We start from the raw sequence: 16434 nt of genomic DNA, 5'->3' as shown, positions 1-16434 counted from the left end.
ACCATTTAACATTACCTTGTAACATAAATTGTTACCTCCTGCGTGGAACTGATCCACAATGTATTACTATTATTGCTCTGCATATTCATTCCAGACGAAAGTGACTTACTAGTTACTTTTGCTTTCATTTTTAAACGAACAAGAATAATTAATTTTGATTATATCAATAAATGCTATTCCCGTCAATGGCTCTGCTATAGTTTTTTGAGTGCCGGTCCCCCATTTCAATTATTTCCATGCATTAGCATAGAATTCTCTATAGGAAACAGAGGATTCTAATAGTAGTGAATGGTCGCCTTAGAATGGAGCAACTTAGGCCAAAGTTGCTTTTTGGTATCGGGGCAACCATTTACTTTAATACAATCTTATTTCTAAGCATGCCTTTTAAAAGAATTATTGAATATGAAAGAGACAGAAAATTCCCTCACTTCATTTACGAGGCGACCCTGTAATGGTAAAATTTATCATTGTAAAGAATTAAAGAATACAAAGGAGAGAGGACCATGGGGAACGATGTACTTTATGCAAAATCATACTTTGAGAGGCTGCCGGAACTTGGAGATTTGGCACCAGAAGCGTTCAAGGCTTTTGTGGAGTTTGATAAAAAGGCGCTAGAACCAGGAAAGCTGAATGGTAAATTAAAAGAATTGATCGCTGTAGCTGTTGCTCACGTGACGGGCTGCCCATATTGTATCGATTTGCACGTGAAAAATGTGAAGAAACAGGAAGCGTCAAAAGAAGAAGTATCAGAAGCGATCCTTGTAGCTACAGCGCTAAAAGCAGGTTCATCCATCGCACACAGTGTAAATGCGTTGAATACATATGATGAAAAAGGCGACGATGCTTTATACAAAGCCTCTTACTTCAGCCGTCTTAAAGAACTTTCCAATCTACATGAAGGTGCGTTTCATGCTTTTGTCGATTTTGATCAACAATCAATGAAAGATGGAGCTATATCTGCTATAGATAAGGAGCTCATTGCCGTAGCGATCGCACATACAACAGGCTGCCCTTACTGCATCGATGTTCATACAAAAGGCGCGAAACAGCTGGGATCTACAAAAGAGGAGGTAGCAGAAGCCATTTTTGTTGCTACTGCATTAAAGGCAGGTTCGGCCCTTGCTCACAGTGTTAATGCGCTAAATTCATATGATGAGTGAAGGATAATATAAGTTATATCAAATATAAGTTTCCAATATATAGAGGCGATTACTTGACCAAGTAATCGCCTCTATTGCATATTGATACTTTTTATTAAGGCTGCTTCATCTTTAATTGATGTTGCGCGAGAAAAAATTTAAGTTTTTAGCTCAGTACGTTTATTAGAAAAGTTGTAAATATAAGTGAGTAGTTATCAATGCATAAATGCATATAATTATTCAATTTCTGAGTTTTTATCTCGAAACTGAGTCTTAAAGAAACGGGCAGGTTTGTGGAAGACTCAGTTTCGAGATATTCAATCTTTTTTAAATAATGTTCTGTGGTAAAATGTGGTATAAGTTAAATTTTTTAAGGTTAATGGGGGATTATATGATTAATGAAATTACCTTGAGGAATGTAGCAACTTACGACAATAAGGGTGTTGAAATTAAAGGTTTGGAGAAAGTAAATTACTTTTATGGAAGCAATGGCTCTGGAAAAACAACTATATCTGAAGTATTGCGTAACATTGATGAATTTCCAGATTGCTACATTACTCAACCTGAACCTGACCATAAGATATTTGTTTATAATAGGAATTTTGTTGAAGAGAACTTTAGACAAAACGAACATATTAAAGGGATCTTTACTTTAGGTAAAGACCAAAAAGAAACCATGGAACAAATTAAGGAAACTAAAGACGAGATAGAGAAACATAGAGAAAAAATAAGTGACTTGAATGAAGGTATAGAAAGTAAAGAAGATGAAAGGAACAGTAATAGAAATATTTTCAAAGAAGAGTGTTGGAGTATAAAAGATAAATATACTTCATATTTCAAAGAGGCATTTACGGGCTACAAAAATTCCAAAAAAAATCTAATGAAAAAATTCATAGCAGAAGCTGATAATAAAAACGAACTAAAGAAATTTATAGATTTAGTCCACAGGAGAGAGGCACTTTTTGAACGTACGCTTGTAAAAGTAGATACTATATCACTGATACAATCAACTATTGAGTTTCAAGATATTTCTATTCTTAATACAAGAATTATTGGTGCAGATGATGTAGACATATCTAATTTAATAAATAAATTAAACATTAGTGATTGGGTACTACAAGGTCATGCCCATATGCACAATACTGATGGTATTTGTCCTTTCTGTCAGCAAGAGCTTCCAGACGATTTAGATGCTAAATTACATAGTTACTTCGACCAAACATACTCTGAACAAATAAATAGGTTAAAGAGTTTTTCAGAGAATTACGAGGCATATAAAGAAGATCTTATTGCCCAAATAAAAGATTTAATTAATAAAGACCATGAATATATAGACAATAAAATGCTCCAAGATACCTTTTTATTAATCGAAGCTAAGATAAAGGACAATATGAACCTAATTAAGAGCAAACTAAATGAACCCAGTAAGGTCATTACTTTGCAGGATATTTCAAAGAACATCATTGATATAAACGTTGAAATAAAAAAAGCCAATGAGTCAATCACCGAAAACAATGACTTGGTGACAAATGCCAAAGAAGCTAAACAGGTTTTAATAGGTGATATCTGGAGATATTTGATTGAGCAAAATAAGGAAAACTATTCCAGGTACAAATCAAAAGATGACCAATTGGATAAAGAAATAAACGGAAGGAAAACTGGTAAAAAAAATAAAGAAAAACACAAGAAGAATTTGGAGGAAGAGGTTTCTCAACTTCAAAAGCAAGTAACTAATATTGAACACTCAGTCAATGAGATTAACAAAAGGTTAAGAGCCTTTGGTTTTACAAATTTCAAATTAGCTACCGCGACTGAAAAAGGTCATTACAAGATTGTCCGGGAGAACGGCGAGGATGTAGAGAACACATTAAGTGAAGGAGAAAAGACTTTTATTACCTTTCTTTATTTTTACAATTTATTGAAGGGCAGTACAGATAGGGAAGAAGTCACTACTAATAAGATCGTGGTATTAGATGATCCAATATCAAGTTTAGATAGCAACATATTGTTTATTGTAAGTAATCTGACTAGAGAGATTATTGAAGAGGTAAGAAGCGAAACAGGAGAAACTAGACAATTGATTTTACTGACTCATAATATCTACTTTCACAAAGAGGTCTCCTTCAACAGACATAATCAAACCCTCAGTAATGAGTCGTTTTGGATTGTTAGAAAAACGGATAATAAGTCTTATGTTCAGCAATACAATGATAATCCAATTAAATCTTCTTATGAACTATTATGGAAAGAGTTAATTCTTTTAAAAAACCAAAGTTTAATAACAACTCAAAATGTTATGAGAAGAATTTTAGAGAATTATTTTACCTTTTTTGGAGGTGTAAATTTAACAGACATAGTAAGCAAATTTGATGATGAAGAAAAATCAATTTGCAGATCATTACTTACTTGGTTGCACGATGGATCACATCATATAAATGAAGATTTATATGTGGAAAGAAGTACGGATATTGTAGCAAGATATTTAGAAGTATTTAGGCAAATATTTTATAAAATGGGACACGCTTCTCATTATGAAATGATGATGAAGAATATTGAACATAAAGAACGTGATGGGCTAGACGATGGTATAAGTAATGAAGAAATAGAAATGGGAACCAAAGAAGCTGCTTCGACAAGTGAATAATGAATTATACAAGTAGGTATGTCAGTTACCTTCAAATAGTGTTCAGCTATAAGGGGCAGAACAGTAACAATGGTTTGCTCCTGTTCTAACTATATAGATGAAAGAATGAACTAACGAAGCAGGTTAGGTGAATAACGGTTTGGGTATTGGCAACATATTAAAAGTCCTAAAATCCCCCTGTAAGCTATGTTAATAAAACACATTGAAAATTTCCGTTACAACTAAATTTTCAGGTGGACTGGGCTAAAGCTCTTTCATATCAACTCATATTTAATTTTTAACTTAACGTACCTAAGTTATTTAATAATCTATATTAAGCACAGTGTGACAAAAGGGGGGGCAGTAAAAAATGAGCAAACAATATAAGGATGTATGTATTAAAATCTTAAATGACAATGGGCCATTATTAGGTAGTGAATTACGCTCATTACTTATGAAAAAGGAAGAGAAAATTACCTACGACAACGCTAGAACTATTATTAATCGACTGAAAAGAAACGGAGATATTCTCAGTACGGATCCCGTGAAATTAAAGCATAAAGAACTAATATATTTTCTTCCTTTCCATAGCCTTAAAGCGAAAATCAAGAATTTAAAACCTGAGCATTCTACTATTATACCGAGAATGTACCAAGCGATAGTTGAAGAAGACGGTTTTTTGTTATGGTCTGAATTCAATAAGATATCTGCTGGAGTAGTAGACAATACTCAATCAAAACGAAAAACTGCTGAGGCTATTTTTTACGATTTGAAAGCTATGGGGATTGTACGTGAATTGTTTCATCACCAAGGAATTCCTGTAGTTGTTGCTTCGAAGGACTGGTTTACTTTTCAGGGTGATGAACCTATGCCAGCTATAAAAAAAAGAATTCGGAAGCTTTCTTTTACAAAAGGATTAACAGAAGACTTATTAAAATGGTTGGAAAGTATGAACCTAATAGGCTGGTCAAGCTCTCACGTAAAAGACGTTCAAAACTATAATGAAGGGTATAACGGTTTTTACTTTGATGCCGTGAGTTATACATATCTTTGGGGTATGTACCGAACCAACTCCAAAGACGAACTATTTGATCCTTCCAGAGAAAAAGCTGGTTCTCCTGTTTTGATAGAATCAATATTACATAGACCGGCTAAACGTCACGATATATCAGGATTTATAGAGAGAATTCAAAATGTCAAGGGACCGATGAAGACAGATTCTAACTTAAAAATTTTGCCTATTTGCTTTGTCGATAGTGCTGAAAAGGACGCATACTCTTTAGCAAGGGAACGCGGCATATTAATTATGAAACTGACTGATGTATTTGGCACCAAATTAGCTCAGTCACTTAAAGAATTACAAGATATTGACCCCGATAAAGTCGATCCTCAAAAGTTATCGTCTATATTAGAAAAAGCTAATGATTCAGGTCGTGATGGGGAGTTCGGTAATCTGAAGGGGTACGTTTTTAATTTCTTAGTTGCTTCAATATTTAACGATGCCGGCTATAGAACAAGTATTGGAATGAAGTACATGGATGGACAGGGGAGAAACTGTGAATGCGATATAGTGTATGAAGATCCAGATCTCATTATTGCTTGTGAAGTGAAGGGACGGAATCAAGATCATGAAACCCCATTAGGGAAAGATAACGAAGAGGATGATTCTTTGAAGAAATTTTTCGAACGCACTTGCTCTATAATGCAAAAAGTAACTGGCAAACCCATCATTCCTGTCTTTGTTACGTCTGGAAAATTTTCAGAAGATGCTTTGATATATTTAACCAACAAGAATAATAGCAAAAAAATGCAAGCAAAACTGAAACATAACTTTCCATCACAAATTTATTATGATCGAAAATCTTTACTCAACTATTTTGGTAATCAGCGTAAATTTACTGAACATAAGCAAGTATTAAAAAAGTACTTTAAGAAGAATAAGTGATGTGTAACTGAAGCGAGTGTACGGTTCTAGCGCTTCCGATAAAAGCATAAGAACCATCCCTCGGGTTTGATTATCTTGAATTCGAGTCTTATAAAAACGGGGGCTTTAGTTTAATAATTTTGATAGAGACCCAGCATTTATTGATGGCTTAGAGAATAAGATATAACCCCTAGAATACATAGATCTTTTAGGTTACTTTGCATTGAAAGGTGGTGAATAATTTGTCTCCAACAGTACCTTTCTGGATTGTTGCTATTTTTTACTTATTTATAATTATTTCTTTCTCTATGGCGATTCGCATGATAATAAAAAAACAATTATTAATTTCCTCGCTTATTTCGATTGTCTTAATTCCTTTATCTACTATTTTACTTGTCTTCTCAAGTATAGGTAGAGGCAATCAGAATGAATTTGAATACTTCATAAATAGTGTGAGGGAATTTGAATTATGGGCATGGTTATGGTTGGTGATATTTGCATATTTGCTTTATTGGTGGTACTTAGTGTTTCGTTATAAGAAGCAAGAAAAATAGGAATGATCCTTTAGCGTATATGTAATGAATCACTATGTTCAAAAACTCATTATAAGTATTTTTAAGGTTTTCTCCAGAATATCTCGATATCGAGTCTTCCAGTAAAGGGGGCTATTGTAGAACAAATAATAGCCAGTGTTATCAGTTTACAAGTAAATTTAGGAGGATTATTTTGAAGAGTCGTGTGTTCTTGTTCATTGCAATCATTGTGTTTTTGATTGGATGCAGTAGTAACTCATCAAGTGGCTTATTTGAATACGAGAATACAAAATTGAATGAAGCCCTTAAAGAGTTGTCTTTTAACCCTGAAATTCCTAAGGCACTTCCTTATAGTCCTTCCAATACAAAAGTGGATGCAGAAAGCATATCTGGTAAGGAACAAAACCTTTTATTCGTTACCTTTATAAACCAAGATAAAGGTAAGACCACCTTTAGTGCTACAAAGATGCAAAACGCATTTAATTTTACAAAAGAAAGTGTAAAGATAAGTGAGAACCTTGAGGGCAGATATGGTGAGAGAAAGGACGAAAATTCAAAGATATTAAAATGGGAAAAAGATAAGATTTACTACGAATTAGTTACTTATGACGATAGCGTTACTAAAGAGGAATTAGTCAAAGTGGCCGATAGTTTTTACTTACCTGAATAACCATCATAGTAACACGAATAACAGGTGTTGGGTGCTTTAGGATCTATTTTACCTTGATTTCAAGTCTTCCTGTATCTGGGGGCTATTGTTTAATATAGCACTCGCCCTTTATTATAAAGCACAAGGAATATATTTAGCTATTTAATTTTGTTGAAGAATCTAAAGTTATATTGAGGAGGAATAGAGATATGAAAACAAGACTCTTACATGTCCGTGCAAATGTAAAGGATTTAAAAAGGTCGGTACAATGGTATGAAGAAGTCCTGGGTTTTACTGTTGCAGCAACATGGCCACCAGAAAATCCTAATTACGTACATTTTGAACATGAAGGGGGAGTGATGTTTGCTTTAATGGAGCATGAAAATTATCCAACCCCAGGTCGTTTTAATTTTTATGTCGATAATGTAGATAGTCTATGGGATAAATTAAAAAACAGAGCTGAAGTGTTAGAGGAATTGTTTTCTACTCCATATGGAAGTAGAAAGTTTACTATTCTTGATATAGATGGCAATGAATTGGGATTTGTACAAGATAATATTTCAGATTAGAATCCTTTTATATTCAATTAACTCGGACCTTAGTTAGTCATCTGGTCAAAATATCTCGAAATCAAGTCTTACACAATAGGGGGCGATTACTCAATATGAGGGGGCGCTCTTTCTTTACTCATGAAATAAACAATTGAAGCGGGAAAACAAAATAATTAAGGACTTTAAAATAGGGGATACTAGCCAAAACAAATTGGTTGAGGTGTTTTATGAAACGATTTATTTTGGTTCCAATGATGGTTTTTTTACTTGTTATGTCCCCAAGTCAAGTAAATGCAATTACTATGCCCTGTAGTATGGTTTTAGAACCTGATGATCAAAATTTAATAAATGCAAAGGGAACGGCATTAGTATATAAAGTTCAGCTATTCCCACCAAGTTTTGCTCGCACTAATATCAGCATTCTTGCTGTGCATCTTCCAGAACCCTCAAACTATGGGGATTTTGATAGCTATGAAGGATTTGCTCATATTCCCGGAGAAATAAGTTGGAGGTTTATACTATATCCTACTCCTGAAGAAATTAGTTCAACATGGGCAGGGAGATTTGATCTAATTACAGCGGATATGAAAAACGTAGAGGTACAAGTGAGACTCTCAAATACTAAAACCAAAAAGTTAGGTCCAATTGTACTAAAAAGTAATATCGATCAGTGCAAATAAGGTTATTAGAGTTTTATAACGTTTCATGAATATCTTGATACTGAGTCTCAAAGAAAAAGGGGCAAATCAAGACCAATGGTTTGTCCTTTCTGAAGAACTAACGACCCGGTTAGTGCAATAAGAATAGTTGTTAATTAACTGTTAAAAATATGCCTAAATATAATTTTAGGGTGGTATTAAATGGATAAATGTATGTCTCTTTTATTAATCATTTTCAGTATTTTCTTTTGGGGGTGTAGCCACGGCACAGTATATGCAAACTCTAACGATAAACCTAAACCCATAGAGGAATTCTATCCTGAATTTGGTGGATATACAACGGCTGAAGAAGCTATAAAAGAATTTGAAGAACATTTTAACCGAGACTTAAAGCTACCACTTAGAATTCCGCCTATAACCTTTACTCATTATTTGGGAAGATTTAGTGATTTAGATGGCGCTATAAATGATTCTTTAGAACTGATGTTCATAAGTGAGAAATCACCTGGGAATCATTACAGAATAGATGTTCGAGCTATTGAGCATAAAATTCAAATCCCAGATAGGTATATTGTTAAAAAGGTTAACCTAAAGAACGCGAATAAAGCAATATATATGAAGTTTAGTAGAGGGCCTTATGCATTAGTTTTTGAAAGGGATGATTGGCAATACATGCTAAGTAATGATAATAGGATTTCTGATAAGGTCACTGCTGAAGTATTAGTTAAAATAGCTAATTCAATTGATTATCCAAGTAAGAAGAAAAATCCATTTTAATAATGGTATTTGCTTAATTAAGTTAAAGGGTAGCTAAAGTAAAAGAGGACCTAAACAGGTGCATTATAGGAGATCAATTCAAATATATCTCGAAATCAAGTCTTATAAAAACGGGGGCTTTACTTGAACAAACGTCCCGAACTAAAAGACCTTCAATTTACATCATTTTATACATTGATGATAATATTGAAGGTCTTTTAAGTTCGAAAAAAATACTGCCATTTAATATTTGGAATAAATTTCGAATACAATAGGCCCTAATTTTTGAAACCTTATATTGGACTTATTAGTCATAAGAGTGAAAAGGGAGGGAGAAGAGTGAATGAGGTGACCATGAAAAATAAAGATGTTACATACAATTCTAAGGAATATGCTCTAGATGAACTTATGGATTCTCACTCCAAGAAAGTTTACTTATTAGCTTATTCTTATGTTAAAGATCAGGGCACTGCGGAAGATATTACCCAAGATGTCTTTATTAAACTGTATAACAACCTTTCTAGCTTCCGAGGAGAAGCGTCTATTTCATCTTGGATTTATCGAATTACCGTAAATCGGGCAAAGGATATTCTACGTAGAAGAAAACTAGCTCACCTAAAATACCCTTTGAAGTATTTCGAACAAGAAAATCACACAGAGAGTACAGAAGAAGCTTACTTAAAAGAAAGCAGGAAAGAACAAGTATTGACCGCTATATTATCCTTACCGGTTAAGTATAGAGAAGTCCTTATTCTTCATTATTTCCATGATCAATCCATTGAATCAATTCGGAAAACGATAAACGAGAAAGAAAATACGATAAAGACGAGGCTTTCTCGAGGAAGAGAAAAGCTAAAATCTAATCCACTCCTACGAAAGGAGTTGTTATAAGTGGAAGATTTATTTAAACAAGCGAGAAAGGAATATGAAAACAATCAGTACACTGACGAACAGCATAAACGAATAAAGCAAAATGTGCATAATGCATTGACCGTAAAGCCTAAACCCACAAGAAAAAGAAATAATTTTGTATATATAGCTTCCGCTGCGGCTATTTTCATGGCCATTCTAATCGGAACCAGCTTTTTATCACCTACTGTTTCAGATGTTATGGCTAAAATTCCAATCATTGGAGCCATATTTGATTCTGAGGATGTAGAACCAGTAAGTGAGGACATTCAAGACCTTCTTAACTCTAAAAATGTTAAAGTTCATGCCGTTAACAATCACGTCCTAGAAAAAACATATGAAATTAGTATCGAGGGAGGAGATAGATACTTTAACACTGTTAGTGAGAAGGTTAAAAACCAGGTCGAAAACCTGCTTGAAGATAAAGGACTAACCGCTTATAAAGTAGATGTTGTTCAATATACGGGACAAGACATTATGCAGTTGCCCGAGAAAGTAACGAAAGACGAGAAAATGTTAAGCGAAGAAAAACAAATAAAAGAGAAGCTTGCAGAAAAGGGTTATTCACCTGGATTAGCTTTCTACCTTCCAACTGAAGAGATATTTACTGTAGGAGTCAAAATGGAGAAAGAGACATTTCAGAATAATTATTCTGAGTTGAATCAAGAAGTTTCTTCTTTGATAAATTCTTTTGGTAGGGAAAACTACAACGTTGAGGTTTTCCGTTATATTGAAGGTACTGTTATTGAAAAAGTATCTTATGACACGTGGGGAGACATGACTGGCCATTTTGCAGCGGGAAGGAAGCAGCAAATACTAAACAGTTATTTGGAAGATGAAGCGGATATCAAAGGAGAAATAGACTTTTCCTTTAGTCCGGATCTGATAACGATATACGCGGACAATAAAGAAATGGATGTAAGAGCTGTAAAAGAGGCTCTTCCAGAAAAGTTAGAAACCGTAACCTTCGGTACGCTTGAAATTAACTTTAGAGTAATGGGAGGAGATGAGGCTACAAAAGAAACAATAGCTCTAGACATTTCCAGAAAACTAACTATTGCTTTAGCCGGACAAGAAGGATTGCATGTAAAGAACGTGGGTGCCAACTACAAAAATGACCAATTTAATATTTATGTAAATACAACATTAAATGAGGGTGATAACACTAATGGTACAATTACTAAACTAGAGAACCAGATCTATGAATATTTCAATTCGTCAGAAGGAAAAGAATTTCTCAACAACGAGGAGTACCAAGTGATTTTTAAAGATAAAGAGGGAAATTCCTTACCATAATACTCCTTTATTTGTGGGGGATAGTTTAATTCAATATCATGCCCTTTTTTAGGGATGATACATGGTATTTAATTCCTTTTTTGGTAGAATGTTCAATGTGATATTAGGTAGTGATACGTAAGGAGAAATTGATATGCCAAAAACATTTTGGGGAATATTATCTGGAATCATATTGGGAGTTTTTATTATCCAATTGTTTATTTTTGTTACTTCAATTTTAAGCAATAACCCTTTGGGTGCAATAGTGACCTTTATTCAAATAGCCCCATCTACAGCTTTATTGGGTATCTCCTTTGGAGTGAAGGGTCTCAATAAAGAAAGAGGCAAGAAAAAGGTTATTCCGATTTCTACTTCAATCATCAGTGTGGTTTATGCTGGTTTTACATTTTTCTTTTTGTTTGGATGGTCGTTTGGAGGATGAAAATCCTCCAAAATCAGTTGAATTCCAAGAACATCATAATTATACGGCTTTATAAACGATTTTTGAATGGTATAAATAGGGGTGACTATATTGAAGAAATATTATGTTTGTTATATTTTGCTGTTATTTCTCGTTGCTTGTTCGAATGGAGAGGCAGAATCCACTGAAAGTAATGAAGATGACACATTACAATCTAAACTAAATATTGCTGTTGTAGGATCTCCACCATCAGTGGAAACAGACAAAGTTACCTACACAACAATAGAGCTAAGTAAGCTAATAAAAGATAATGCTACCTTGGAGGAATATGATGCATTATTTATTATGCCGGATGTATTTAAAGAAGCCTCCCAAGACAAATATACCCTTTCGTTTAAGGAAGTCGTTATTCCTACTGTTTTTATTAACACTAAGAAGAGGCATCTACCTTTTGTTACAGAAGGAATGTCATACGAAAATGCACCAAAAGTGATTGAAACAGACCATTTTGCGGTGATTTACATGTATAGTGGTGGCGAAGAAAATCGTGAAGATATTTGGTATGTTGAGAAAAAAGGGAGTGAAGAAAAAAATTATCAAAAATTATATGAACGAATAGAAAATTTATAGGAAGTGAGTGGACGGTTCTAGCGTTTCCGATAAAGGCATAAGAACCACCCATAGCTTTGTTTATCTTGAATTCGAGTCTTATGGAAACGGGGGCGATAGCTACATTTTGACTAACCCCCTTGAGTATTAATACATGCCCAGTATCGGTAAAAAAGTCTGAAAAAGTAAGGAGTGAATATTCATAATGGTTAAGTCTATAAGAGTACAGTTTGTCTTAATCCTACTTGCTGCCATCGGTTTTGTAATAAATTCATTCTCATTTATTGAGTTTACTGGTGAGGAAAGGTTCATACCTATTCGAGTACTTTTCTATTTCATTATGATTGTATCGGTTTTTAATGCAGGAATGATCACACAAAAGTACATAGACATAAGAAAAAAGAAAAAATTATCGGTGCTATCTTGAAGTAGAGTCTTCGTAAATGGGGGGGCAATTCATTAAAAAAAGTAAACATTAAGAAAGTAGATGTTATACAATAAAGGGTGTTTATATGAGGAAAATCGGACTTCTTTTCTTGCTATTATCAATTGGAATAGCTTTTATTAACGTAAATATTGGTGTTTTTATTTTTGGTGTTGTGCTCTTTATTTTTAGTATAGTTAATTTCCAATCAAATAAAAGAGCAACATCTTATATCTATTTTTTATTTGGGTTAGTGTTCACGATAGGTACTATAATCACAGGGTTCTAAGGATTATCCTAATTTAGTAAAAAAGGGGACATTATCTCAAAGTCGAGTCTTAAAGTAATGGGGGCAATTGTTCAATAGAGCATTAGCCCTTAATTACATAAGCGCAAGGAATACCGTCGCATTTAACTATTTAACTGACGGAGCAGATTAGTGGAAGAGTCTTTTTGTATTATGTTCTGCAATCGAGACATTTTGTTAAGGAGAAATTAGAAAGAAAAAATGAAGGTGGGATGAAATATGTTCGATGCTGGTTGGCTTAACATCGGCAGTTTGGTACTTGGATTAGTTGCTTGGATAATTCCTATTATTAATCTTGCGTTAGGTAAAAAACAGATGAATAAGAAATGGATTGCTCTTACCATTATCAGTTTCAGCGCTTGTGCTATCGCAATATGTTTACAAATTTTTTATAACCTTTACTTGGTAAACATTGAAGACTGGTCTGCTCTGTCGGAGATGCACGCTGTAGCTGTTGCTTCAACTTTACTTGTCATTGTTACCATTTTATTAAATGCACCTACGTTGTTTTTATATCGGGATAGGGGCGCATTGTAAAACTAACGGGGGCGATTGCTTAATAAAGAGTGATCGCTTTCTTATTCAATTGCAAGCAAGTAATTGACAATATTAAAGGCTTCCTACATACTATTGTTAAAATAATTTTACCGAGTAAATGGAGTGAACAGTATAGATGAAAGATATAAAGTTATTGACTACACATGAACAGCTTAAAGCTTTAGCTGATCCGTTTAGGTCCGAATTACTTTTGCGCCTAATGGAAAAACCCAAAACCGGGCAACAACTTTCAGAAGTATTTGATCTATCAAGAGCTCGTATTCACTACCACTTAAAAGAGTTAGAGAGAAATGAATTAGTAGAAATTGTACATAAAGAAGAGAAAAATGGGATTGTACAAAAATTTTATCAAGCTGTTGCAGGTGGCTTCGTACCTGATCAGTCTTTAATTCCGTATTCTGATATGACAGAAACAGTTAGACGGATGATGGTAAGTATGTTGGAACAATCCAAAAGACGAATACTCGCTGCATCTGAAGAATCCCTACAAGACGAATCTGGTTCAAAGGATCCCGCTATGTGGAAGTATAGATCTAGTGCATATGAGATTCATGCAAAAGAAGAAGATTTTTTAGCTTGGCAGCAGAAGTTTTCAACATTAATGGAGGAGCTTGCGGAAATACAAAGACCAGAACCTTCGTCAGATTCTAAACTTTATTATTTCCATATCCTTGGCTTGCAAGTGGAAGAAGGCCTCTATGAAAAGAAAAAAGGGGAATCTTAAAAAGTTCTCTTTTTTTGGACAAACAGTAAAAATAATTTTACCGTGTAAAAAAACTATTAGAGGAGAGGTTATATGGAAAGTTTAAAGCAATTGGAAAGTGAAGCAACGATTCCTTTATCAAAATCAAAGTCGTTTATTTTACTTTGGTTTACCACTGTAGTTTCAAGCTTAAGTCTCTCAATGTTTATGTTTATTCAATCCTGGTATGTAGTAGAAAGTCTCGGTATGGAAGCTTCTCTTGGCATCGTATTGGTTTGTTTAACGACCATGCGGATGGTTTCTATGGTCATAGGAGGGGTAGTTGCAGATAGAAGCAGACAAACGAAAATCATGTCCTTTTCTGATCTATCGTTAGCTTTTCTAGTAATATTACTTGCAGGACTTTTCGTATTATTGCCAGAAGTTCCTATATGGGTGCTCGTAATTAATGCAACTTTCTTTGGGGCATGCGGAGGGTTATTTGAGCCATCCAGGGATGCACTGATACCTAAAGTAGTTAGAGAAAATCAACTAACAAGAGCGAACTCTTTACTCCAAGGGGCTATTCAAATTGCTTTATTTACTGGTCCTTTACTCGCAGGAATTTTAATTAACATCTTCAGCTATAGCACTGTTTTGATTTTGATTGGTTTATTTTTAATCATATCTGGAATAGGTGTTTTATTCATAAAATGGACTGACAAACATCAAAAAAAACAAGGTAACATTAATCAGCAATCTTTTAAGGTCCAGTTAAGGGAGGGGTTCACCTATACATGGAATTCTTCTTTGTTGAGGGCTTTGTTTATCATTACAATTATTGTAAACTTTTTTATATCTGGTCCTTTAATGATGGGACTACCGATATTCGTAGAGGGAGTACTCAATGGAAGCTCGGTAGACTTTAGTTTTGTGCAAGGTGGATTTACGTTTGGAATGGTCCTTGGTTCAGTCCTTATAGGAGTTATGAACATACAACGTAAGAGAGGGGCTTATGCACTGTATCTAATTGGTCTTCAAGGGGTAGGCATGCTTATTTTTAGTCAAGTAAATTCTATCGTGGTTGCGGTGAGTATTATTATTTTCATCGGTATGCTTAATCCCGGAGTTAACATTCCATTGATTTCATTGGTCCAGTCGTATGCGAGCCAAGAAAAAGTAGGGCGCGTAATGAGTTTGATTCGTACTGGGTCATTAGGGTTAATTCCACTTTCATACGCAGTGACATCAATTTTCTTGGGAATGGGAATAAAAATTCAAACCTTGATGGCGTGGAGTTCCTTTCCATTAATACTTAGTGTTGTTTTATTGTTCTTTCTAAACCCTATATTGAGAACAGCTGACTAATACTGAAAAATGAACATTCCTTCGATGGAATGATATTAATAAACCTGAGTTCTCAGCAGTATTATCTCGAAACTGAGTCTTGAAGAAACGGGGGGCTTTTCCGCAATAATACATTGATAACTTATTGACAGTAAAAAAACAACCAAAAAATGGTTGTTTTTTAACGATTTAAATTAGTAGATTCCATATGTATTTTATTCCATCCCACAATGCTATACCTAAAATTACTGCGAGTATAAGTTTGAAAATGTCTTTCATCATGCACCTCCAGATATGATTACATGTATTACGGGAAATTACTACTCTACGTTTCATTATATGGGTTAATAATTTCAATTCACGAAAAAATAGCTACCTGCTTTAGGTAAAGGGACAGTTAAATTAAGATAACGAACTTAAGAATATCTCGAAATCGAGTCTTATGGAAATGGGGGCGTTTGCGATATAAGCATTTGCTCAATACATAGTAAAAATCAAGGTAGGTGCCAAAGAAGAGTACTAAGGGAGAGGTGGGGTAAGTTGAGAGCTTTAATAAGTTCAATATTAGCTTTTCTAGTAGTCTGGACAGGCTTTGGATTGATTTTCGATGACTTTGATGAGCGCATACTTATCTTAACTATAGCTGGTATTATTACGGGTTATAACATAGGGAAAAAGAAAAAAGATTAATTTTAATATGTAGTTGTTTCTTTACTAGTGAAGAATATCTTCTTGAAATCGAGTCTTCAGCAAAAGGGGGCGCGCGACAAGTTCTGCCATAAGCGCATTTTAGCGTGAAAGGCAGGAAGTTTATTTGATTAAATTTCAACTGTACAACGGAGGATGGGAATGAAGGATCCATGTTTCCCGAAACCATCCCGTCAATACTCCTCCATGCGTTAAGACGGACAGGTCTTAGGGTGTGGAGCCCAGGTGGATTAGGCAGAACGAAGGCTGAAGCCATAGCTAAGGTATGCCGACGGATATGCCTCACGGCTGAAAAACTAGATAGGGTGAGAATCGTTCTTTGAGATAGGAACTGACGAACTTCCGAAGGGTGCGAGACGT

Annotated in this window: 16 protein-coding genes; all 16 read left to right on the top strand. The window is 34.5% G+C overall.

All coding sequences use genetic code 11. From position 1 onward, the window contains the following. Positions 1 to 503: 503 nt before the first annotated feature. Complete coding sequence (locus DYE48_RS20365) at positions 504 to 1160, top strand: carboxymuconolactone decarboxylase family protein (RefSeq protein ID WP_115825143.1); 657 nt, start codon at positions 504 to 506, stop codon at positions 1158 to 1160. Positions 1161 to 1530: 370 nt separating this feature from the next. Next, entirely contained in the window at positions 1531 to 3783 is a 2253-nt protein-coding gene (locus tag DYE48_RS20360; RefSeq protein WP_167449565.1) for an AAA family ATPase, read from the top strand. 349 nt (positions 3784 to 4132) lie between these two features. Continuing rightward, on the top strand, positions 4133 to 5707 hold the full coding sequence (locus DYE48_RS20355; protein ID WP_115825141.1) for a hypothetical protein: 1575 nt from the start codon (positions 4133 to 4135) through the stop codon (positions 5705 to 5707). A 221-nt stretch (positions 5708 to 5928) separates the two neighbouring features. Continuing rightward, positions 5929 to 6240, top strand: coding sequence for a hypothetical protein (locus tag DYE48_RS20350; protein WP_115825140.1), 312 nt, complete (start codon positions 5929 to 5931; stop codon positions 6238 to 6240). A 172-nt stretch (positions 6241 to 6412) separates the two neighbouring features. Beyond that, positions 6413 to 6889 carry a DUF4367 domain-containing protein gene (locus DYE48_RS20345; RefSeq protein WP_167449564.1) on the top strand — a complete coding sequence of 159 codons (477 nt, stop codon included), beginning with the start codon at positions 6413 to 6415 and terminating at the stop codon, positions 6887 to 6889. 188 nt (positions 6890 to 7077) lie between these two features. After that, a complete protein-coding gene (locus tag DYE48_RS20340; RefSeq protein WP_115825138.1) occupies positions 7078 to 7437 on the top strand; it encodes a VOC family protein in 360 nt (119 codons plus the stop codon). 209 nt (positions 7438 to 7646) lie between these two features. Next, positions 7647 to 8099, top strand: a complete 453-nt coding sequence (locus DYE48_RS20335) for a YoqH family protein (RefSeq protein ID WP_115825137.1) — start codon at positions 7647 to 7649, stop codon at positions 8097 to 8099. A 180-nt stretch (positions 8100 to 8279) separates the two neighbouring features. After that, entirely contained in the window at positions 8280 to 8855 is a 576-nt protein-coding gene (locus DYE48_RS20330) for a hypothetical protein (RefSeq protein WP_115825136.1), read from the top strand. Positions 8856 to 9173: 318 nt separating this feature from the next. Next, positions 9174 to 9725, top strand: a complete 552-nt coding sequence (locus DYE48_RS20325; protein WP_115825135.1) for a sigma-70 family RNA polymerase sigma factor — start codon at positions 9174 to 9176, stop codon at positions 9723 to 9725. Next, a complete protein-coding gene (locus DYE48_RS20320) occupies positions 9726 to 11039 on the top strand; it encodes a DUF4179 domain-containing protein (protein ID WP_115825134.1) in 1314 nt (437 codons plus the stop codon). A 133-nt stretch (positions 11040 to 11172) separates the two neighbouring features. Beyond that, positions 11173 to 11460, top strand: coding sequence for a hypothetical protein (locus tag DYE48_RS20315; protein ID WP_115825133.1), 288 nt, complete (start codon positions 11173 to 11175; stop codon positions 11458 to 11460). Positions 11461 to 11550: 90 nt separating this feature from the next. Further along, on the top strand, positions 11551 to 12069 hold the full coding sequence (locus DYE48_RS20310; RefSeq protein ID WP_115825132.1) for a hypothetical protein: 519 nt from the start codon (positions 11551 to 11553) through the stop codon (positions 12067 to 12069). 929 nt (positions 12070 to 12998) lie between these two features. After that, positions 12999 to 13316, top strand: coding sequence for a hypothetical protein (locus DYE48_RS20295; protein WP_115825129.1), 318 nt, complete (start codon positions 12999 to 13001; stop codon positions 13314 to 13316). 136 nt (positions 13317 to 13452) lie between these two features. Further along, positions 13453 to 14061: an ArsR family transcriptional regulator gene (locus DYE48_RS20290; protein ID WP_115825128.1), complete on the top strand. Its 609-nt coding sequence runs from the start codon at positions 13453 to 13455 to the stop codon at positions 14059 to 14061. 72 nt (positions 14062 to 14133) lie between these two features. Continuing rightward, positions 14134 to 15387, top strand: a complete 1254-nt coding sequence (locus DYE48_RS20285; protein WP_115825127.1) for an MFS transporter — start codon at positions 14134 to 14136, stop codon at positions 15385 to 15387. Positions 15388 to 15906: 519 nt separating this feature from the next. After that, positions 15907 to 16056: a hypothetical protein gene (locus tag DYE48_RS21280; RefSeq protein WP_167449563.1), complete on the top strand. Its 150-nt coding sequence runs from the start codon at positions 15907 to 15909 to the stop codon at positions 16054 to 16056. Positions 16057 to 16434: the final 378 nt, after the last annotated feature.

This window comes from Halobacillus trueperi, assembly GCF_003386945.1.
Lineage (GTDB): Bacteria > Bacillota > Bacilli > Bacillales > Halobacillaceae > Halobacillus > Halobacillus aidingensis.
This window is presented reverse-complemented; position numbering and strand designations above follow the sequence as displayed.